The organism is Siphonobacter sp. SORGH_AS_1065 (assembly GCF_030818595.1).
GTDB lineage: Bacteria > Bacteroidota > Bacteroidia > Cytophagales > Spirosomataceae > Siphonobacter.
On record NZ_JAUTAM010000004.1, the window covers coordinates 4,015,987 to 4,036,409 of the forward strand.

Sequence of the window (20,423 nt, forward strand, 5' to 3'; positions counted from 1 at the left end):
AACGATTCTCTAAAATTTGAGAACTACCGTAAGTCGTTTTACGTTTTATCAATCAGATATCTTTCCCGCAACATATGGCAGCTTCGTTAACCAAGATTAAAGATTCGTATATCGACTATCTCTTAGAACACGGTCAACAACCACCGACCGTTTTTGCTTTTGCCAAGAAACTCAAAATCAAGGAAGCGGATTTTTACGAGTATTATAATTCCTTCGAACAAATTGAAAGCAGTATCTGGCTGGGCTTTTTCGAAGATACATTGGCTCGCCTCCGTAATGATGAGGTATATGAAACGTATTCCGTTCGGGAGAAGTTACTGGCCTTTTATTATACCTGGATCGAAACGCTGACGAACAATCGGAGTTTCGTCATTCGTAGTGTGCAGGAAGCCCGCAAGCACCGTTCGCTTCGCACGCCTTCGACATTGGCAGAATTCAAGTATCAGTTTGAAAAGTTCGTCAAAGATCTGATGGCTGAGGGGCGGGAGAGTCGTGAAGTACAGTCTCGTCGCATCATTGAAAATAAATACCCGGATGCGTTCTGGCTCCAGACGCTCTGGTTACTGGATTTTTGGAGCAAGGACACATCCAAAGGTTTCGAGAAAACGGATACGGCTATTGAAAAAGCCGTTAATATGGCCTTCGATCTGCTGGGAGCTTCCGCTCTGGACTCGGCACTGGATCTGGCCAAGTTCGTGTATCAAAATCGCTAAGTATCCTCTATTAGTATGAAATCACAGCAATCCATCCCCACATCTAAAGTAGCCCGGGCCACGCAGTTTGTTAAAACGGGCGTTAAAATTGGCGGGAACTATTTAAAGCATAATGTCAAGAAACTGGTGAATCCTGATCTGAGTCGGGATGAACTGCACGAAGATAACGCCGTTGACATCTACGAATCCCTGAGTCAGTTGAAGGGCTCTGCCTTAAAGGTAGCTCAAATGCTGTCCATGGATCGGAATCTACTACCGAAGCAGTATTCCCAGCGTTTCCAGTTATCGCAATATTCGGCACCTCCGTTGTCGGCTCCGCTGGTGACGAAGACCTTTCAGAAGCTTTTCGGAAAGTCACCTAAGCAACTATACGATACCTTTGAAATGGAAGCTACCGCGGCGGCCTCGATTGGTCAAGTACATAAAGCCACGAAAGATGGCAAAAATCTGGCCGTAAAAGTGCAGTATCCCGGGGTGGCGGATAGCATCAGTTCAGATTTAAAAATGGTAAAACCAATGGCGAAAACGCTTTTTGGTTTGAACGAGAAAGACGTAGATCGCTACACGGCTGAAGTAGAACTTCGCTTGCTGGAAGAAACGGATTACGAGCTGGAATTACGCCGGGGAAAGGAAATTACTCAAGCCTGTGCTCACATTGAAGGATTAATTTTCCCGCAATATTATCCAGAGCTTTCGGCTCGACGGATTCTGACGATGGATTGGCTGGAAGGAAAACACCTGAGTGAATTTCTGGAGACCAACCCCAGTCAGGAAGTGCGGAACCGCATCGGACAGACGCTTTGGGATTTTTATGATTACCAGATTCACACCCTCAAACAGGTTCATGCCGATCCGCACCCCGGTAACTTCCTGCTTCGTCCCGACGGCACTACGGGAGTGATTGACTTTGGTTGTATCAAGGACATTCCGCAGTATTATTACGAAAATTACTTCGCCCTGATTAACCCCGATACCGTGGCAGATCAGAAAAAGACGGAGACGATTTTCTATAACCTAGAATTCTTATATCCGGGTGATTCCGACCATGAGAAAGAATTGTTCTCAGGACTTTTCGTTCAGATGATTCATCTGCTGGGTCGTCCCTTTAAAGAGGAAACGTTTGATTTTGGGGATGATGCCTACTTCGAAGAGGTATACGCCTTTGCCGATAAGCTGCAACGCATTGAGGAAATCCGTAATTCCAAGGTAGCTCGGGGTAGTCAGCATGGATTATATGTGAACCGAACGTATTTCGGTTTGTATTCCATTCTGAATGAATTAAAAGCCCAGGTCAAGACAAACCGACCGGATTGGTTACGTCCTCAAGCTAAAGCCTAATCATAAAAAAGACCTTTCTTTAGAAAGGTCTTTTTTATGGGGATTACTTGGCAAAAGCCATCGGAATCTGAACTTTTACATCATCCCACATTAACTGGAGCGTCGCTCCTTCGCTGGTTTCTTCAAACTTGAAGGTGAGGGCTTCGTAAATCTGATTATTCTTAATCGCGGGAACATCTACACGAACGTAATCATGTTCAGGCTTGTAATTAAAAGCTCCCCATTGCCCCAGGTCGGTGTTCAGGATAATGGTCCATGAATTCTGATTAGGAATGCTGAATAAAGTATAAGTGCCTGAGCGAACGGGAACACCCGCAATTTTAAGGTCTTTCGTAAGGGTCAGTTCGGTCGCTTCGTTGGCTCCTGTTCGCCACAGTTTACCATAAGGTTCAAGCTTCCCAAAAATCTCCCGACCTTTTCGCATGGGTTGGCCATAGGTTAGTTTCAGGTAACAATTTTCGGTTTTATACTGAGCCATAGCCACGGGGCTGGGGCGTAATTGGGGTTGTACTAATTCAACGGTAGGTGTTGACTGGGTGGAGTCGGCCTGAGCCTGAACTTTACCCGCAAACAGACTAAGCAGAACGAGCAAATGAAATAATTTCATAGTTTAAGTAAGCGTACGTCGTTTTAATGTCGGAACTTTCGGCAAAAGTTAACGAACAAAAACAACGAAATAAGATACCTTTCGAGAGATTATCTCCCATTTCCGCTTATTTGATCTGATTGTCAGCGTAATTCATGAAACCCCATTTCGACGATATTTTTATGGAACTGGCCATTAATCTGGCCAAACGATCCCACTGCATCAAAGCTCAGGTTGGTGCCGTATTAACGAAAGACACCCGTATTATTTCCATTGGTTATAACGGCCCCCCTGCTGGAACTCACAACTGCGACGAAGAATTTCCCGAAGTAGGCTGTCCCAGGGATTCCAAAGGAAGTTGTTCGCTGGCTCTGCACGCCGAACAGAATGCCATTCTTTACGCGGCCAAACTGGGAGCCAGTATTGAGGGAGCCACGATTTACGTAACCCTTTCGCCCTGCATCGCCTGTGCCCGTATTATTTATTCCATGGGCATTACCCGCGTGGTTTTTAAGGACTCTTATGCGAAGTATAAAGGCATTGGCGTTGACGAAGGCGTCGAGTTTCTGCGAAAGTTTGGGGTTACCGTAGAAGAATATGTACCAACGATGGCCTGATCAATAAAAAACAGCAACGAATCAATTCGTTGCTGTTTTTTATAATGGGAAGCTTAAGTAGAGCTCATCTTAGTGATGAACGCCGCCTTCACCGTGTACGTGACCGTGGCTTAATTCCGTAGGAGTAGCTTCACGAACGTCAAGGATTTTACCTTTGAAATGTAATTGCATTTCAGCCAGCGGGTGATTGAAATCCATCCAAACGGCATCGTTCGTAATTTCTACGATACGGCCATTCATTTGTTGACCTTCTTCGTTGGTCATGGGTAACACGTTACCAACCTGAAGTAAGTCCTGGTCGATTTCGCCGTTAACGCTAAATACATCAAGTGGTAAATCAACCACCGCTTCGGGATCACGCTGACCGTAGCCTTCGTCGGGAGAGATGGAGAAGTCAAAAGTGTCACCTGGTTTCAAACCTTCCAGGCTGGTTTCAAATCGTTCGGGATATCCACTCAGACCATGGATGTAACCCATTGGTTCTTCTTCGCCAATGGCTTCTACCAATTCAAAGTCTGCTTCATCCGGGCCTTTGATTGATAAGTCGTACGTTAAAAGAACTACTTTGTTTTTTGTAATTTCCATGAGCTTTGTTTTTTGCAAACGTACCAATCATACGCCGGCTTGAGAAATAAGACAGTTGAAAAGATTAAAAGGTCGAATGGATTTAAACTGAACCTTGTTGGTTAAATAACCATTCCAATATAAAGTGGATCGGACTAAATTTCTATTTACCCATGAATTTTCTGGCACATACTGTACTTTCGGGGCGTAATCAAGACGTGCAGGTCGGTAATTTGCTGGGTGAATTCGTGAAGGGCCGCCTGGAAAATTATCATCCCGAAGGCATTTCTCAGGATATGCTGGTAGGGGTAAGGCTTCATCGAATCATCGATGATTTTACGGACCATCATCCGGTTACTCGCCGCAGCAAAGACCGTCTCGTGGAGGAATACGGGTTATTATCAGGCATTTTGGTGGATATGTTCTATGATTATGTATTAGCCCGGGAATGGAAGACATACGGGACCGGACCTCTGACCGCCTACGCTCAGGACTTCTACCAGGCCGTTTTACGACACCAGGCCGTATTACCCGAGGTCATGCAAAGCACCGTTCGTTCGCTGACCAGCCGGGACTGGTTTACCGGGTATGCCACTTTGGCGGGGATTGAATGGTCCCTGAAAGGAATTGGTGTACGCTTTCCGCCAGCGGCGGGTATCGAACGCAGCATCGGACAACTGGCCGATGAATACGAATTTTTTAAAACCGATTTTGAAGAGTTCTGGCCCGATCTACAGCAGCGGTGCCAGCAGTTCTTACAGGAATCGAATCATTTATAATTGAGTAATCCTATGCCCCAGACGTTTGACGCGATTTGGAAAGACGTAAAGAAAAATCAGTTTGCACCCATTTATCTTCTGGCCGGGGACGAACCCTTCTACATTGATCAGCTTGCTAGTTACCTGGAAGAAAATGCCCTTTCTCCTTCAGCCCGCGATTTCAATCAGTTTGTTCTGTATGGAAAAGATACGAGCATTGCGACTTTATTAGGTCATGCCAAACGTTACCCCATGCTTTCCGACCGACAGCTAGTGATAGTCAAGGAAGCTCAGGACATGCAGGGGCTTGATTCCAAAGATACCGTACGTTTTCTGGAAGATTACATTGTTAATCCGCTGGATTCTACCATCCTGGTGCTATGCTTCAAAAGTACCGTGGACGAACGCAAGGCCTGGGTAAAGGCAGCCGATAAAAAAGGCGTCTACTTTTCTTCTAAAAAGCTGTATGACAATAAGATACCGGATTGGATTGCCGCGTATTGTCACGACAAAGGAGTGAAGATTAGCCCAAAGGCGTTACAAATGTTAACGGAGTTTATCGGTAATGATCTTAAACGAATTGCCAATGAACTGGAGAAGATTATCCTGAACTTGAAAGCGGACGAATCCATCCAGGCCGAGACCGTAGAACGCTTTGTAGGCGTAAGTCGGGAGTATAACAATTTCGAATTACAGAAAGCCCTTATTCAGCGAAATACCGAACGAGCCAATCGCATTGCGTATCACTTCGCAAAGAACCCGAAGGATAACCCCATTCAGCCCACCTTAATCATCCTTTATAATTTTTTTAGCAAGCTGTTACTCGTACATTCCATTGCTGACAAAAGCGAACGGAATCTGGCTTCTGAGCTGGGAGTTAACCCCTTTTTTGTGAAAGATTACCTGGCGGGTGTACGCAACTACAGCCTGGACAAAACAGCTCAGGTGATTAAATATCTGAGACAGGCGGATGCGTATGCCAAAGGGGTAGACGGAGGTACAATTACCGATGAAATTATCCTTAAAGAATTAATTTTCAAGATTTTGCACTAGAGATTCTAAATTTCTGCTTAAAAGTACATAAAAGTAACATCCTCCCAGTTGGGGAGGTATTTGTGACAGACAGTCAATATGGCAGAATACGTTTCTTGTTTTTTGTCCTGATTTGTGAATCAGTCATTTTCAGCTATTTAGGTGAATAGATGGACAAAAATGGAACCATATAGGTTCAAAAATCCATGCCGAACGAAGTTGAGGATTATTGAGTAGCAGAGGGAACAAAACTGGCTCATTCCGACACGGAAAGGAGTCGTTTAGCAAATACTTAGCAAGACTAGCAGTAGCAGGAAAGCACGAATCGAAAGGGTATAAATGCAAAAACGCAGGCCGAAAGCCTGCGTTTTATTTTGTAGCGGGGACGAGAATCGAACTCGTGACCTCCGGGTTATGAATCCGACGCTCTAACCATCTGAGCTACCCCGCCGTTATTTTGTGGTGCAAAAGTATGTGATTTTTCAGCGAAAAGCTATACCTTGTGAAAAAAAAATCGAGAATTCTTTCAATGACCCGTTTGAGTAATTGAATATTTTATTGATTTTGAGTAATTTAACTGGAGGCGTCATTGACGAAAAAAATTATGACTAAGTACAAATTTGTTACCGAATACGAACTCCGGGCTTCTCCCAAGATGCTCTTTTCTTATATCAGCACTGCTTCTGGCCTTCAGCAATGGTTTGCTAATAAAGTAAACGTGGGCTCCAATCAGTCTATGATTTTTGAGTGGGATGGCGAAAACCACCCTGCCAAGATCACTTCGATACGCCAGAATAAAAGTATCAAGTATGATTTCTTACCTGAGCCCGGTGAAACCGAAGGCAACTATATGGAATTTCGTCTCGAACAAAGTGACCTTACCAATTCTACATTCCTGAAAATTACGGATTACTCGGATAACAACGATGAGGAAGACCTCCAGGCTCTTTGGGATGGATTAATTGATAGTTTGCGGGAAGTAGTAGGGGGATAAATGTTAGGAGTTGTTAAATCTGGCTACTGCAAGAGATGATTCCTTCATTTCTTGGTTATACTTGAGCCCGATTGACAGAATCTGCCATGAGAAAATTAGATAAATTAGTGTTAAAGGCTTTTTGGGGGCCTTTCATTGTAACTTTTGCCGTTACTGAATTTATTTTTTTAACCCGTTTCATTCTTCTTTATTTCGACGAAATCGCCGGTCGCGACGTAGGCTTGGATGTCTATGGGCGTCTGTTTTTCTTTTTCAGCTTAATGGTCGTTCCGGTTTCCATGCCGCTGGCGGTGCTCTTGTCTTCGCTGATGTGTTTTGGTAACCTGGGCGAATTCTCAGAGTTAACGGCTGTAAAAAGTGCGGGCATTTCTCTGGGCCGGGTTATTCGGCCCGTGGCGGTGGTTATGGTGTTTATTACCGGATTCATACTCTGGTTTAATAACACGGTTCAACCCTGGGCAAATTTGAAGGGCTATAGTCTGCTTTGGGACATTAAGACAACGAAAGCAACGCTAAGTTTCAAAGAAGGTGTTTTTAATAATGACCTGCCCGGCTATAGTATTAAAGTTTCCAAGAACTACGAAAATGGTTCGCTGAAAAATGTATTGATCTATGATCATGCGGAGAGTAATGGCAACCGGCACGTGACGATAGCTGATTCTGCCCGAACGTACACGATTCTGGATGGAGGGTATCTGGTTTTTGAGTTATTTAATGCCACCGACTATGTAGAAGATGTGGATAAGTCTTCTGGCGATGGAAATACCACTGACTTTGCCAAAAACGCTTTCAAGCATACCAAAAAATACATCAATATGCGTTCGTTTCAAATGACGAAAACGGACGAGGACCAATTTAAAAACCACGCCATCATGAAGTCCATAGGTCAGCTTTCGATGGACGGGGATTCGCTGAAAAATAATTACGAGCTGGCGATTAAAGGTCTGGTCTCCATGGCAAGGCAGTATTATTCTTACCACCTGCAACCGCTTAGTGAAACAGCCCAAAAAATGCCTAACCGCTGGGTTGATTCTCTGATTACGGCGAGAGAAAAGTTACCGCTGGTCAAAAGCACGGATATTACAGCCAGTGCGTTAAGCTCGGCCAAGTCCCGGTTGACTTCCATTGAAACGGATGATTTGCTGATGTATGACCGCCGTAAGAATATTTACAAAAACGAGCTGGAGTGGAATCACAAATTCACAACCGCGATATCCTGTCTGGTTATGTTTTTGATTGGGGCTCCGCTGGGTTCCATTATCAAAAAGGGTGGATTCGGTTTACCCGTTCTGGTGGCCATAGTCTTTTTCATTCTGATGTATGTATTAACAATTCAGGGTGATAAATACGCCAAGGAAGGAACCATGTGGGTGCCTTTGGCCGCCTGGATGTCCAATCTGGTGCTGTTTGGTTTTGGTATTTATTTCCTGATGAAGGCCTTGAATGATTCCCGGTTGTTTGAAGCTGACGTATATAGCATTGCTTTCAACCGTTTGAAAGAAAAAGTGATGAACTGGAAGTCGCAGACCACATTATTTAAGAAAAAAAGCAGAGCAGTATAGTGTTTTTTCGTTTAAATCGTTGTATTTTTGCGATTCACCATTAATATTAGCTGCATCACATGTATCTGACTGCCGACAAGAAAAAAGAAATTTTTGAATCGCAGGGGCATGCCAAGTCAGCAACCGACACAGGTTCGGCTGAATCGCAAATTGCTCTGTTTACGTACCGGATTAGCTCTTTAACGAGCCACTTGAAAGTACACAAAAAAGATTACGCTACTCAAGCAGGTCTTTTGAAATTAGTAGGTAAACGCCGTCGTCTACTCGACTATCTGCACAAAAAAGATATCAATCGTTACCGTGCAATTATTGCAGAATTAGGTCTCCGTAAATAATCGGATGATTGTCAAGTCAGGGAATTCCTTTTGTGGATTCCCTGACTTGTTTTGCGTTTGTCCTGAAATTTATTTTCGACAAACAGATTACTTCCCGTGCTTTTTTTACTCTAATAGAATAAAGACTGCACAGGAGTAAAAATACAGTAAACCAGAAACGCATTTTCTGGTTAACCTCTTGAAAGCGGTTCCTCCTCTAGGATGAGCTACACAGCGGTCCCTCGCTTAGTGGAGAGCGGTCTCAAAAGCGGTCTAAACGAAAAAATATGAACGTTGTAACTAAAAAAATTACCCTTCCCGATGGTCGTTTTATTACCATTGAGACAGGGAAACTGGCTAAACAAGCCGACGGCTCAGTCGTAGTTCGCATGGGCGATACGATGTTACTGGCCACGGCAGTAGCCGCTGCAGATGCACGTCCGGGCACCGATTTCTTACCTTTATCGGTTGACTATCAGGAAAAATTTGCATCTGCTGGTAAAATCCCAGGAAGTTTTCAGCGTCGGGAAGGTCGCCTTTCTGATTACGAAATTCTGGTAAGCCGTCTGGTAGACCGAGCTTTACGTCCCACCTTTCCCGGAGATTTTCACGCAGATGTTCAGGTGAACATCATGATGATCTCCGCAGATCCAGAAGTATTGCCTGATGCCCTGGCCGGTTTAGCCGCATCAGCTGCTTTAATGGTATCTGACATTCCTTTCAATGGTCCCATTTCAGAAGTACGGGTAGCAAAAATTGACGGATTGTATTTGATCAATCCGCCTACCTCTATGCTGGATCGTGCTGAACTGGATCTGATCGTTGCTGGAAATAGCAATGATATTTTGATGGTAGAAGGAGAGTGCAACGAAGTATCGGAAGAAGATATGTTAACGGCACTCAAAACAGCTCATGAAGCGATCAAAGCTCAGTGTGCGATTCAGAAAGAATTAGAAGCAGAAGTAGGGAAAACAGTGAAACGTACGTACAGTCACGAAACGCACGATCCCGAACTGAAGAAGTCATTATATAATGCTTATTACGATAAGGTTTATGCCGTTGCCGCTCAAGGTAATGCGAACAAAACCATTCGTAAAGAAGGATTCAAGGCGGTTCGTCAGGAATATCTGGATAGCTTACCCGAAGATCATACCATTGACCTTTCGCTGGTAGGAACGTATTTCCACGATATTGAGAAAGATGCCGCCCGTAATCTGGTCTTAAACGAGCGTCGCCGTTTGGATGGTCGTCAGTTAGACGAGATTCGTCCGATCTGGTGTGAAGTGGATTACCTGCCCCGTGCCCATGGTTCGGCTGTGTTCACCCGCGGAGAAACGCAGTCGATCACGACGGCAACGCTGGGAACCAAGATGGACGAACAGATTGTGGACCAGGCTTTATTTTCCGGTTACAATAAATTCATGTTGCACTATAACTTCCCTGGATTTTCTACCGGAGAAGTGAAGCCCAACCGTGGACCTGGACGCCGTGAAGTAGGGCATGGTAACCTGGCCATGCGTGCCATTAAGAAAGTAATGCCAGCAGATGCTGAAAATCCATATACGATTCGTGTCGTTTCGGATATTCTGGAATCTAATGGTTCTTCTTCTATGGCAACGGTTTGTGCCGGTACGCTGGCACTGATGGATGCCGGCGTAAAAATTAAAGCACCAGTTTCAGGAATTGCGATGGGATTAATCTCTGACCCTGAGACGGGTAAGTACGCCGTGTTATCCGACATCCTGGGTGATGAAGATCACTTAGGTGATATGGACTTTAAGGTAACGGGTACCGAAAAAGGAATCACGGCCTGCCAGATGGATATGAAAATTGATGGCTTAGCGTATGAAGTGGTGGCAGAAGCATTACTTCAGGCAAAAGCGGGTCGTCTGCATATCCTGAACGAAATGAAAAAGGCTATTGCCGAAGTTCGTCCGGATCTTAAACCTCATGCTCCACGTGCCTTCATCATTGAGATTCCTCAGGAATTCATTGGTGCAGTGATTGGACCTGGTGGTAAAGTTGTCCAGGGGAAATTCAGAAAACTACGGGAGCTACCATCGCCATCGAAGAAAAAGACAGTAAAGGTTTCGTTAGCATTTTTGCTACCAATAAAGAAGCCATGGATGCTGCGGTTGGTCGCGTGAAAGGAATCGTAACTGTTCCTGAAGTAGGTGAAGTGTATACGGGTAAAGTAAAAACGGTTACTGATTTTGGAGCTTTCGTAGAATTTTTACCAGGACGTGATGGCCTGTTACATATTTCTGAAATCTCATGGGATCGTTTGCCCGCCATGAAAGGTGTTCTGGAAGTAGGTGAAGAAGTTCAGGTGAAACTGATTGAAGTAGATCAGAAAACCGGAAAATTCCGTTTATCTCGTCGGGTGTTGTTACCCAAACCCGAAGGTTATCAGGAACGTCCCGAAAGACCCGAACGTAGCGACCGCCCCGAACGCAGTGACCGGGGAAATTCTGAGAATCGTCGCCCCCGCAATTAATTTTTGTAGGACAAGCTTCCATTCCTGAATTTTTTTTCTACGATTTCATGTTACATAATCATCAGCAACCCATAGCAAATTCTGATGCCAGATGAGACAGCTAAAAATTTCTAAGCAGATCACTAACCGGGAAAGCCAATCTCTTGATAAATACCTTCAGGAAATTGGTAAAGTGGATTTGCTCACCCCGGACGAGGAGGTAGAACTGGCTCGAAGAATTCGTGAAGGTGACCAATTAGCGTTAGAGCGACTGACTAAAGCAAACTTACGTTTCGTAGTGTCAGTAGCTAAACAATATCAGAACCAGGGTCTTTCTCTGGGTGACTTAATCAACGAAGGTAACTTAGGTTTGATCAAAGCCGCTCAGCGTTTCGATGAGACTCGCGGTTTTAAATTCATCTCATACGCTGTATGGTGGATTCGTCAGTCTATTCTTCAGGCTTTGGCCGAACAGTCTCGTATTGTTCGTCTGCCCCTGAACCGGGTAGGTTCCCTGAACAAAATTTCTAAAACGTTCTCTGAACTGGAGCAACGTTTTGAGCGGGAACCTTCTCCCGAAGAGCTAGCCGAAGTACTGGAAATTTCCGCCGGCGAAGTAGTAGACACCCTGAAAATCTCAGGTCGTCACGTTTCAATGGATGCTCCTTTCGTACAGGGAGAAGAAAACTCCTTACTTGACGTTCTTGAAAATGACGGTGAAGACAAACCTGATTCAGGATTAGTGAATGAGTCTCTTCGTAAAGAGGTACAACGGGCCTTGTCTACGTTAACTCAACGCGAAGCAGATGTCATCACCCTTTATTTCGGTCTGGATGGTAACCATGCCATGACACTGGAAGAGATTGGTGAGAAATTTAACCTGACTCGTGAACGTGTTCGCCAGATTAAAGAAAAAGCCATTCGCCGTTTACGCCATACTTCACGGAGTAAAGCGTTAAAAACGTATTTAGGATAATTTTTCAAGTCCAGAAAAATAAAAAAAGCCTCCACTTCGGGGGCTTTTTTTATAGAATTTATTTTTAAGTACTTCGGACCTCCGTCCGCTTACGATATAATCTATTATGATTTTGCAACCGCTATTGGATCTGGCAGAATTATGCGTACGTCGCGGCATAACCCAGGCAGTCATTTCGCCCGGCTCTCGGTCTGCTGCTTTGACGTTAGCTTTTGCCCGGCATCCTTCTATTGAAACAAAAGTGATTCCCGACGAACGAGCGGCGGCCTATATAGCCCTGGGTATGGCACAACAATTGAATAAACCCGTTGTACTTATCTGTACTTCTGGAACCGCAGCTCTGAATTTTGCTCCGGCTGTCGCCGAAGCCTACTTTCTGGGAGTGCCCTTGCTAGTACTCACTGCCGACCGCCCCCCCGAATGGATTTATCAGCAGGATGGACAAATGATTCATCAGGATTCGGTGTATGGAAAACACGTCAAGGAGTCTATTTCATTACCAGCAGATTATACCCATTCGGATAGTTTGTGGTTTATCGAACGAAGTGTAAATCAGGCCATTCACACGGCGGAAGAAGATCCGAAGGGACCGGTTCATTTGAATGTGCCCATCCGCGAACCCTTCTATCCGAAAGCGGATGAATCGTACACCTATGGTTCACCTAAGGTGATTCTGCATTCAAGGGGTAAAACTCAGTTACCAGTAGAAACCTGGGAAGAGTTACTTCAAAAAATTGAATCCACTGATCGGGTTTTGATTTTAGCGGGTCAGCAGGTGATTTCCCGCGAGTTACTGGAAACACTTCGCCAAATCAAAGAGGAGTTAGGTATACCCGTAGTAGGGGAGGTGCTCTCCAATCTTCACGGAAATTTCATTACCCATCCCGATTTTTTTCTGGCTTCTACCCATACGGATTTACTGGAAGAGCTACAGCCGGACCTGGTCATTTCTTTTGGAGATGCATTCGTTTCCAAAAATCTGAAGTTATATCTCCGAAAACATAAACCGAAAAATCATTACCACATTACTTCCCGACGGGAACTGATTGATCCCTTCCAGACTTTAACGCATCAGCTTGCAGTTGATAAAGAGCTATTTTTTAAAGAGTTACTGGAAACGCTGGACTTACGGGCATTCCGAAATGGTGACGATGAAATCGAAACAGAATACCTGGCTCACTGGGAAAAGGCCGAACAAAAATCACTTCAGGCTATTCGTTCAAATTTTCGGTTGACGGAAGCTTTCGTAGAATTCAAAGCTATCGATGAAGTGATGGCGGTAATGCCAGCTCATTCCCAGTTACATCTGGCCAATAGCATGTCGGTTCGATACGCCAATTTTATTGGGCATGAGAAAAACATTACCGTTTTTTCAAACCGTGGAACCAGTGGCATTGATGGATGTTTAAGTACGGCTGTCGGAGCCGCGTTGACAACCGATCAGTTGGTTTTTGTACTAATTGGAGACGTAGCCTTTTTCTATGATCGAAATGCTTTATGGCATCCCCATGTACCGGCTAACCTTCGGATTGTCTTAATCAATAATTCAGGTGGTAGTATTTTCCGAATGATTGAAGGACCTCGTCAGCAACCTGAACTGGAGACCTTCTTTGAAACGCGTCATCAGACTTCCGCCCAAAACACCGCTCAGGATGCTGGACTGAATTACGAGTACGTGACTAGCTACGAAGAACTCGAAAAAGCTCTTCCTTCGTTCATTTTAGAGGATGAAAATGCTAAACTCCTGGAAATCAGTAGTAATGTTGAGATGAATCAAAATTACTTTGACCATTTTAAGACCCTTATGAAAGCACTTTAGGTCTCTTGTAAGTCCTTTGAAATGAGTAGTTTATGGTGAGTATTACGTCAGTCTTTTGATCAATAATGCCTTCTGAGAATTGGATAGAGGAACAAAGCTCGATATAGTGCCCGTTCCGTTCAATTCTCAGAACGTATTATCGGCAGGTTTTAGCCGCTTCCAATGCTTTTTTCTCATGCAAAGCAGCCCCTTTTTGCCAGGATTTACACTTTTCAGCCGATTGACCCAGTAACTCGTACGTTTTTCCAAAGTAATAATTGATTTCATCTACCGAAGGGTCCAACTTTTCGGCTTTTTGTAATTCTTGCAGGGCTTTTGCAGCATCGGATTTCTTCAGGTAATAGATACCCAGGTTACGATAAGCCCAGGCATTATTTTCCTCAAGCCGGAGAGAGCGATCTAGTTCAGCCTTGCCCTCTTCCAGTCGATTAAGTTCCAGCAAAGCAAAAGCCCGGTTGTTAACGGAGTAGGCGAGAAGTTTGCCTTCCGTAATTTTTACGGCCAGATCGGCCCATTTCAAACCTTCCTGCGGATTTCCGAGCATGGTACTAACCATAGCCAGGTTATTAACCGAACTAGGCTCATTGGGTTTATACTGCAATACTTTTTTGAAATCTTCCTGAGCCTTGGCGTATTCTTTCCGAAGTACATAGATCCACCCTCGGAAGGCGTAGGTAGTGTAATCGGATGGGCGTAATTGAGCGGCTTTATCAAAAGATGAAAAAGCTAAATCTTCCTGACCCGTCATGTATTGGGCGTTACCTAATAAAGCCCAGGCCGAAGACGAATCGGGTATCAGTTTTACGGCTTCTTCCAGGTCTTTTCGAGCAGGGGCATATTGGCCTTCCAGCGAAAAAAGATTACCCCGATTTTGATACGTGCTTCCAAGTTTAGGATTGATTTTCAGGGAGTTGTTTAAATCCCTCAGGGCTTTTTCCGTATCACCCTGTTGCAAGTAGGAGAGGCCCCGGTTGGTCAATGCTTCTGAAAAATCTTCTTTTTTCTTGATGGCTTCTGTATAAAAACGAATGGCTTGCGGGTAATCCTGTTTCAGTAACTGGTCGTTGCCGCGAAGGAAAAATTGGTATGCTTCCTGTTCACGCTGGTTTCCACAACTGACAAAAAAAACTAGGAAAAGTAGGGATAGTAATCGCATATTCGTACTGGAAATGGCTCGTTGCCATGTATTCACATTATTCGCATTCATTATGAAAGTCATTGGAGAAGTACCGCATCCTTCCTGTAAAATCACCCTGTATGCCTGGAACAATCGCTACATTGTTAAAGTTGAAGCCGGTTATTTTGAGCAGACGTATAAAATTAATGAGTATGATATTACAAGTGAGGATGATTTAAAAGAAATGTTGAATGGTCCTTTTTTGGACAAAGTGATGCGTCGTTTCGAAGAAATGGCCAAAGATTGGGGCGAAGCCGTGGACGAATTAGATGATTAAAAAACGTAGACAAATACCGTAACGCCTTGAAAATCAGATTTAGTATTTACTAACTAAATAATACTAAATGTATTTTGGACTTAGTCAGGTTTTTTAATCAGCATAGATCCAGCAGATTTTATGATCCTTTTGGCGAATAATCGCTTACGCCCAAACCCAGGTTTCAAATAGATTTTGCTGTTCCTTACTCGGGTTAGCATCCCTGACAATGACGTATTTTTTCAAGGGAGAAGTGCTTAGTTTGACATCAAACGTTCGAATCAAACCACTTCTCCTTACTTCGAAAAGTAATTCATCATTGGGCTTCTGAGTTAGAATAAACCGATTCAAATCAGTGAGTGGTTGGCCGTTTACACTGACCAGTTCATCGCCTGCATTCAGACCAGCCCGATAGGCCGGAGAGTCTTTGATGATGGATGATACCACATTTTTGCCGGGAGCTACGTTTGCTCCGAGAAAAGCTGTTGTGAAGGGCTGAATCTCGTTCGCAAGGGAACAACCTACGTACGCCAGGTATTTGTTAAAATTCAAAGCTTTCGTTCCCCAGATGTAATCGCTGAAAAAGGAGTCAAAACTTACTCCGGCTATGTGCTCGATGGCAGACTGAATTTCTTCTTCACTGAAGCCTCGGTTTTGTTCCAGGTAATACGTCGTATACAAGTAACGCATCACATCGTCAAGGGAGCGGCTCCCCTGGGTGGCGTGAAGAATTTCAAGGTTCAACAACGTGGCCACAGCGGCCCCCTTCACGTAGTAAGAACTCTGGCTATTGATCGCATTCTCGTTAGGACGGTAGTACTTGATCCAGGCATCCCAACTGGCATCCGTCAGTGACTGGATTCGGGTGCCGGGTGTGTTAGCCACGTAACTGAAATCGCTCGCCACATCAGCCAGGTATTTTTCGACACTACTCAGTTTCGCCCGACGGAGGATGTGATTATCGTACATGCTGGTGAAGCCTTCCGCAACCCACAGCAGATGCGTATAATTTTCATTCTCGTAATCGAAAGGTCCCAGCTCAATGGGACGGATTCGTTTTACATTCCACAGGTGAAAATACTCGTGAGCGACCAGCCCCAGAAAGTTTGCGTATGAAACATCCTGGCTATACGTATTTCGGTTAGCCTGCAAAGTCGTGCAATGTAAATGCTCAAGCCCGCCCAGTCCACCATTGGTGTGTTGAACGATAAACAGATAGTGCGAGCAGGGATGTTGCCCAACGACAGTTAAGGCCGCCTCACAAATGCGTTTGTAATCGCTTAAGAGTTGCTCTTCATCTACGGGAGCGTGAGAGCCAACCATGGCAATCTGATGGGGAATTCCACAGGCTTCAAAATGCAGAGTACGGTGCGTACCAATCTGGAAAGGCGAATCAACCAGCAAATCGAAATGATCTGCCCGATAGGTATGAGGATCCCATTCGACGGCGGGGAGGGCCGTCGATACTGATTTCCAGTCAGAAAAGGGCTTTATGGTAACGTAATGCGGTAAATGAACGAAGGGTTCGGCGTATAAAAAGGTAGCCGCCCCGGTTAGGTAGGCTTGTTGATCGTCGAGAAAATTAGTGCGAACGGTTAACTCGTTGGCGTATAACTGGTAATGGACTTTTAAGTGTTTGGTACAAGAACTGAGCGGAATCCGCCAGACATTTTTTCTAATCTTTCGGGCCACCGTTGGCTGGTGATCCGTCCATGCTTCTAAGCGGTCAACGTTTTTGGAATACTCACGAATCAGATAGGAACCGGGTGTCCAGACGGGCATTTTTAAATCAATATAACCCTGGTGCTGGAGGTCCGGCTGGTTTACATCTGAAATTTGCATTTCGACCTCAACACAGTGCGTAGCTGGCTCAGGCATCGAAATGGTGTACTGTATATGGGTTTGACTCATGGAATCAGGCACAAAAACGAAACCGCAAAGGAAGAACACGATAAAAACGAAAACAACGAGTCGTTGAATCATATCGGTTTTGTATTTCTTTGCGTTTAAACCGTGAAAATAGTCTATGGAAATGAAGACACCGCCCTTTATTTGTCTTTTTTTGTAGCATTTTGTAATAAACCCTCACAAAACCCTCTGGTTTGTGGTTATTGCAGTGGTTGTTCTATGCCATTGGCCTCTTTTTTCATAGATTTTTATAAGTATTAAGTTCTGAATGATCCTAAATCAGCCTCTCTCTATGCGTACACGCCGCTTGTCCCTCTTGGGGTCGTGCTTACTTTCGATGTATTCCGGGCAAGCTTTGTTAGCTCAGAATACATTAAATTATACCTCGCCGGATACGTATTATCGTTCAGGAATTGAGTTTATTGAAAAGAAAAATTACGCATCTGCCCGTCAGGAATTCCAGCGATTTCTGGATACGAATAAGGGCTTACTGGCCAGTAATGATTTGAATGCCGTCAATGCGGAGTATTACATCGCTATGTCGGCTTTGTATCTGAATCAGCCTGAAGCCGAAATTCTTTCGGAGCGGTTTGTGAAAAACCATGGCGATCACCCGGCAGCCAAGCAGTTGTATGCGGATCTGGGTAACTATTATTATAACAATGGTGATTACGCCCGGGCCATTCCTTACCTGGAGAAAGCCAGTGGGATGGAAGCGACCTTCAAGCTGGGGATGGCTCAGTATTACACCCAGAATTATCCGGCAGCCCTGACTTCGCTGGATGTCGTGAAGCAAAGCAGTACGGAGTTTGCTACCGCAGCTAGCTATTATGCCGGAGTGATTCGTTTCAAGAATGAAGATTATGCCGGTGCCGTCCTCGACTTTCGCCGGATTGAAAACTCCAAGGAGTTTGGGAATGAAGCCCCCGGCTGGATTGCTCATTCCTATTATCGCCAGCGGCAATACGATTCCCTGATTTCTTACGCAGAGCCCATTTTACGGAAGGGAAATAAATCGGGTAAGAAATTGGACGACCTGTCGTTGCTAACGGCTGATGTGTACTTCCAGAAAGGCAATTACGCCAAAGCCTCCGAATATTATAAGATGCATACTAATTTCCGGGGTGGGAAGTTACCCGCACCGGCGGCCTATCGGTATGGGTATTCCCTGTATCGCCAGAACGATTTTAACGGAGCCATTAACACCTTCAAGCCGCTGGCGGCCAATAGAGATACCCTCGGACAGTATTCCTCTTATTACATGGGGATTAGTTATCTGAATACGGATAATCTACAGTATTCCTTGGCTGCGTTGGATCAGGCCCGTCGCCTGAACTTTAATAAATCGGTTCAGGAAGACGCCGCGTTCAATCACGCAAAAGTTCAACTGGATTTGGGAAATGGGAATGAATCCGTGAAGGAGTTCGATCAGTTCATCCAGACGTATCCCAACAGTGCGTACCTGAATGAAAGCAAAGAATTACGGGGTGAAGGCTTATTACTTTCCAATAACTACGCTCTGATTCTGGATTATCTCGATAAAGAACGCAACCTGAGCCCGAAACAACGGAATCAATACCAGCAGGCAGCCTATAACATTGGCATAAACGCCTATAATGCCGAGCAGTTTGACCGGGCCATCGCAGCTTTTGACAAATCCCTAAAATACAATGATAACCGCGATCTGGCGGTAGCGGCTCGTTTCTGGAAAGCAGAAGCAACTTCAGCCCAGCAGAAATACGCCGAAGTCATTCCTCAGTATACCCAGCTTATTGCCAGCAGTGAGCAGTCCCGAATAGTGCCGGATTATAAAATTCGGAGTCGTTACGGCTTGGGTTATGCCTATTACAACACCCGGGAATACGATAAAGCATCCACGCAATTCAAGGCTTATACTGATGCGGTGCGTGGACTACCTTCGGCGGATCGCAGTAACTACGAGGATGCCATGATCCGATTGGCCGATACGTATCTGGTGGCGAAACGTTATGATGAGGCTACCAAGATTTACGATCAGGTTGCAGTTACGGGGAAATCAGATAAGGATAATGCCCTTTATAATAAAGGAATTTCCCTGCTCTATACCGATAAATACGCCGAAGCCCGGACTACGCTGAATCAGTTACTGAATCAGTATCCTAATTCGCCCTATGTAGATGATGCCATTTTTCAGTTAGGTATGGTGGAACTGAATCAGCAGAATTACCAGGGAGCCGTAGCCCAGTTTACAAAACTGATTAAACAGCAGCCTCAAAGTCCTATCCTGCACGCAGCTTATCTGCAACGAGCCATTGCCTACAGTAACATGAAGCGTTACGACGAGGCCATTGCCGATTATCAGGTAATCCTGAGTAAATACGCAGCGTCCAAAAGTGCAGAATCAGCCCTGATTGGTGTACAAGATGCCCTGAATTCCGCAGGTCGTCCCGAAGAATTCTCTACTATTATTAAGGGATACGAGCAAAGTAACCCGAATGGCGAATCGCTGGAGAAAGTGAAATACGAAGCCGCCAAGAACTTATACTTCGGTGAGAAATACGCTCAAGCGATTGAAGCATTCCAGAGTTACATTCAACAATATCCGAAGAGTGCTTCTACCCCCGAAGGCGTGTATTACCTGGCTGATTCCTATTTCCGGACGGAAGACCGCACGAATGCGTTACGGTATTACTATCAGGTAATTCGCGAAAACAAAACCCAGTTTGTCAATCGGGCAGCTCAGCGGGCTGCGGAACTGGAGTACCAAAACGAAAACTACCGGGCCGCCGCTAATAACTACCAGACTTTACTTCGCACGTCCAGTAACAAGAAAGATCAGGTAGCGGGTCAGCTGGGGTTGATGGAAACGTACTTCAAGGGTAATAAACTGGATTCTTCGCTGGTGTATGCAAAAGAAGTCATCAATGGTGGTAATGCAGTATTAGGAGCCCAAAACCGGGCCCAGCTGTTCGCCGGAAAAATTGCTCTGGCGAAAGGCGATTCCAAAAAAGCCATCGAAGAATTTGAGAAGACTGCTAAACTCGCCAAGGATTCCTACGGAGCGGAGGCAATTTATAACGTCGCTCAGATCCTGTATAAAGAGAAGAAATGCAAAGAATCACGCGATAAGATTATCAATGAACTCAAGGAGCAATATACCGATCAGTTGTGGATTGACCGGGGCTTCCTGCTACTGTCCGATGTCTATGTGTGTCTGAATGAAGCATTTCAGGCGAAGGCTCTGCTCAATACCATTATCGAGGGAGCTGAGAATAAAGAAGTAGTAGAAGAAGCTCGTAAAAAATTAGCTGCTCTGGGAAATAAGTAATCCATTCAACTGAAGATCTGTCCAAA

General features: G+C 44.8%; 16 protein-coding genes, 1 tRNA gene and 1 pseudogene. 13 read left to right on the forward strand and 5 right to left on the reverse strand.

Annotated elements, in window-relative coordinates:
- Positions 1 to 74 precede the first annotated feature (74 nt).
- Together QE390_RS17425 and QE390_RS17430 are read left to right on the forward strand one after the other, a co-directional pair.
- Positions 75 to 713: a TetR/AcrR family transcriptional regulator gene (locus tag QE390_RS17425; RefSeq protein ID WP_106634766.1), complete on the forward strand. Its 639-nt coding sequence runs from the start codon at positions 75 to 77 to the stop codon at positions 711 to 713.
- 15 nt (positions 714 to 728) lie between these two features.
- On the forward strand, positions 729 to 2,051 hold the full coding sequence (locus QE390_RS17430) for an AarF/ABC1/UbiB kinase family protein (RefSeq protein ID WP_307143096.1): 1,323 nt from the start codon (positions 729 to 731) through the stop codon (positions 2,049 to 2,051).
- 43 nt (positions 2,052 to 2,094) lie between these two features.
- Here the strand turns inward: QE390_RS17430 and QE390_RS17435 are convergent, their stop codons facing one another.
- Entirely contained in the window at positions 2,095 to 2,658 is a 564-nt protein-coding gene (locus QE390_RS17435) for a DUF2911 domain-containing protein (protein ID WP_106634764.1), read from the reverse strand.
- A 134-nt stretch (positions 2,659 to 2,792) separates the two neighbouring features.
- Between QE390_RS17435 and QE390_RS17440 the strand changes: the two genes are divergently transcribed.
- On the forward strand, positions 2,793 to 3,254 hold the full coding sequence (locus QE390_RS17440) for a dCMP deaminase family protein (RefSeq protein ID WP_106634763.1): 462 nt from the start codon (positions 2,793 to 2,795) through the stop codon (positions 3,252 to 3,254).
- A 69-nt stretch (positions 3,255 to 3,323) separates the two neighbouring features.
- Here QE390_RS17440 and QE390_RS17445 read toward each other — a convergent pair whose 3' ends face one another.
- Complete coding sequence (locus tag QE390_RS17445; protein ID WP_106634762.1) at positions 3,324 to 3,839, reverse strand: peptidylprolyl isomerase; 516 nt, start codon at positions 3,837 to 3,839, stop codon at positions 3,324 to 3,326.
- A 152-nt stretch (positions 3,840 to 3,991) separates the two neighbouring features.
- Between QE390_RS17445 and QE390_RS17450 the strand changes: the two genes are divergently transcribed.
- Together QE390_RS17450 and holA are read left to right on the forward strand one after the other, a co-directional pair.
- A complete protein-coding gene (locus tag QE390_RS17450) occupies positions 3,992 to 4,597 on the forward strand; it encodes an ACP phosphodiesterase (RefSeq protein ID WP_307143097.1) in 606 nt (201 codons plus the stop codon).
- Positions 4,598 to 4,609: 12 nt separating this feature from the next.
- A complete protein-coding gene (holA, locus tag QE390_RS17455) occupies positions 4,610 to 5,629 on the forward strand; it encodes a DNA polymerase III subunit delta (protein ID WP_307143098.1) in 1,020 nt (339 codons plus the stop codon).
- Positions 5,630 to 5,985: 356 nt separating this feature from the next.
- On the opposite strand, the gene QE390_RS17460 is transcribed toward holA, so the two are convergent.
- A tRNA-Met gene (locus QE390_RS17460) sits at positions 5,986 to 6,059 on the reverse strand.
- Between the two features lie 153 nt (positions 6,060 to 6,212).
- Between QE390_RS17460 and QE390_RS17465 the strand changes: the two genes are divergently transcribed.
- The 6 genes and pseudogenes from QE390_RS17465 (at position 6,213) to menD (ending at position 13,749) form a co-directional block, all read left to right on the forward strand.
- Positions 6,213 to 6,602 (forward strand): START-like domain-containing protein, encoded by a 390-nt coding sequence (locus QE390_RS17465; RefSeq protein ID WP_106634760.1) that lies wholly within the window; start codon positions 6,213 to 6,215, stop codon positions 6,600 to 6,602.
- A gap of 86 nt (positions 6,603 to 6,688) precedes the next feature.
- Positions 6,689 to 8,164, forward strand: a complete 1,476-nt coding sequence (locus QE390_RS17470; protein ID WP_307143099.1) for an LptF/LptG family permease — start codon at positions 6,689 to 6,691, stop codon at positions 8,162 to 8,164.
- 59 nt (positions 8,165 to 8,223) lie between these two features.
- Positions 8,224 to 8,499: a 30S ribosomal protein S15 gene (rpsO, locus tag QE390_RS17475; protein ID WP_106634758.1), complete on the forward strand. Its 276-nt coding sequence runs from the start codon at positions 8,224 to 8,226 to the stop codon at positions 8,497 to 8,499.
- Positions 8,500 to 8,765: 266 nt separating this feature from the next.
- Positions 8,766 to 10,975 (forward strand): annotated as a pseudogene (pnp, locus tag QE390_RS17480) (polyribonucleotide nucleotidyltransferase).
- A 91-nt stretch (positions 10,976 to 11,066) separates the two neighbouring features.
- Positions 11,067 to 11,930: an RNA polymerase sigma factor RpoD/SigA gene (locus tag QE390_RS17485; protein ID WP_094810398.1), complete on the forward strand. Its 864-nt coding sequence runs from the start codon at positions 11,067 to 11,069 to the stop codon at positions 11,928 to 11,930.
- A 106-nt stretch (positions 11,931 to 12,036) separates the two neighbouring features.
- Positions 12,037 to 13,749 carry a 2-succinyl-5-enolpyruvyl-6-hydroxy-3-cyclohexene-1-carboxylic-acid synthase gene (gene menD / locus QE390_RS17490; RefSeq protein WP_307143100.1) on the forward strand — a complete coding sequence of 571 codons (1,713 nt, stop codon included), beginning with the start codon at positions 12,037 to 12,039 and terminating at the stop codon, positions 13,747 to 13,749.
- Positions 13,750 to 13,885: 136 nt separating this feature from the next.
- On the opposite strand, the gene QE390_RS17495 is transcribed toward menD, so the two are convergent.
- Positions 13,886 to 14,956: a tetratricopeptide repeat protein gene (locus QE390_RS17495; RefSeq protein WP_307143101.1), complete on the reverse strand. Its 1,071-nt coding sequence runs from the start codon at positions 14,954 to 14,956 to the stop codon at positions 13,886 to 13,888.
- A 1-nt stretch (position 14,957) separates the two neighbouring features.
- Here QE390_RS17495 and QE390_RS17500 point away from each other — a divergent pair, with 1 nt between their 5' ends.
- Positions 14,958 to 15,203: a hypothetical protein gene (locus QE390_RS17500; RefSeq protein ID WP_106634755.1), complete on the forward strand. Its 246-nt coding sequence runs from the start codon at positions 14,958 to 14,960 to the stop codon at positions 15,201 to 15,203.
- A gap of 144 nt (positions 15,204 to 15,347) precedes the next feature.
- On the opposite strand, the gene QE390_RS17505 is transcribed toward QE390_RS17500, so the two are convergent.
- Complete coding sequence (locus QE390_RS17505) at positions 15,348 to 17,165, reverse strand: M61 family metallopeptidase (protein ID WP_307143102.1); 1,818 nt, start codon at positions 17,163 to 17,165, stop codon at positions 15,348 to 15,350.
- 217 nt (positions 17,166 to 17,382) lie between these two features.
- On the opposite strand from QE390_RS17505, the gene QE390_RS17510 reads away from it, so the two are divergent.
- Positions 17,383 to 20,397: a tetratricopeptide repeat protein gene (locus tag QE390_RS17510; protein WP_307143103.1), complete on the forward strand. Its 3,015-nt coding sequence runs from the start codon at positions 17,383 to 17,385 to the stop codon at positions 20,395 to 20,397.
- Positions 20,398 to 20,423: the final 26 nt, after the last annotated feature.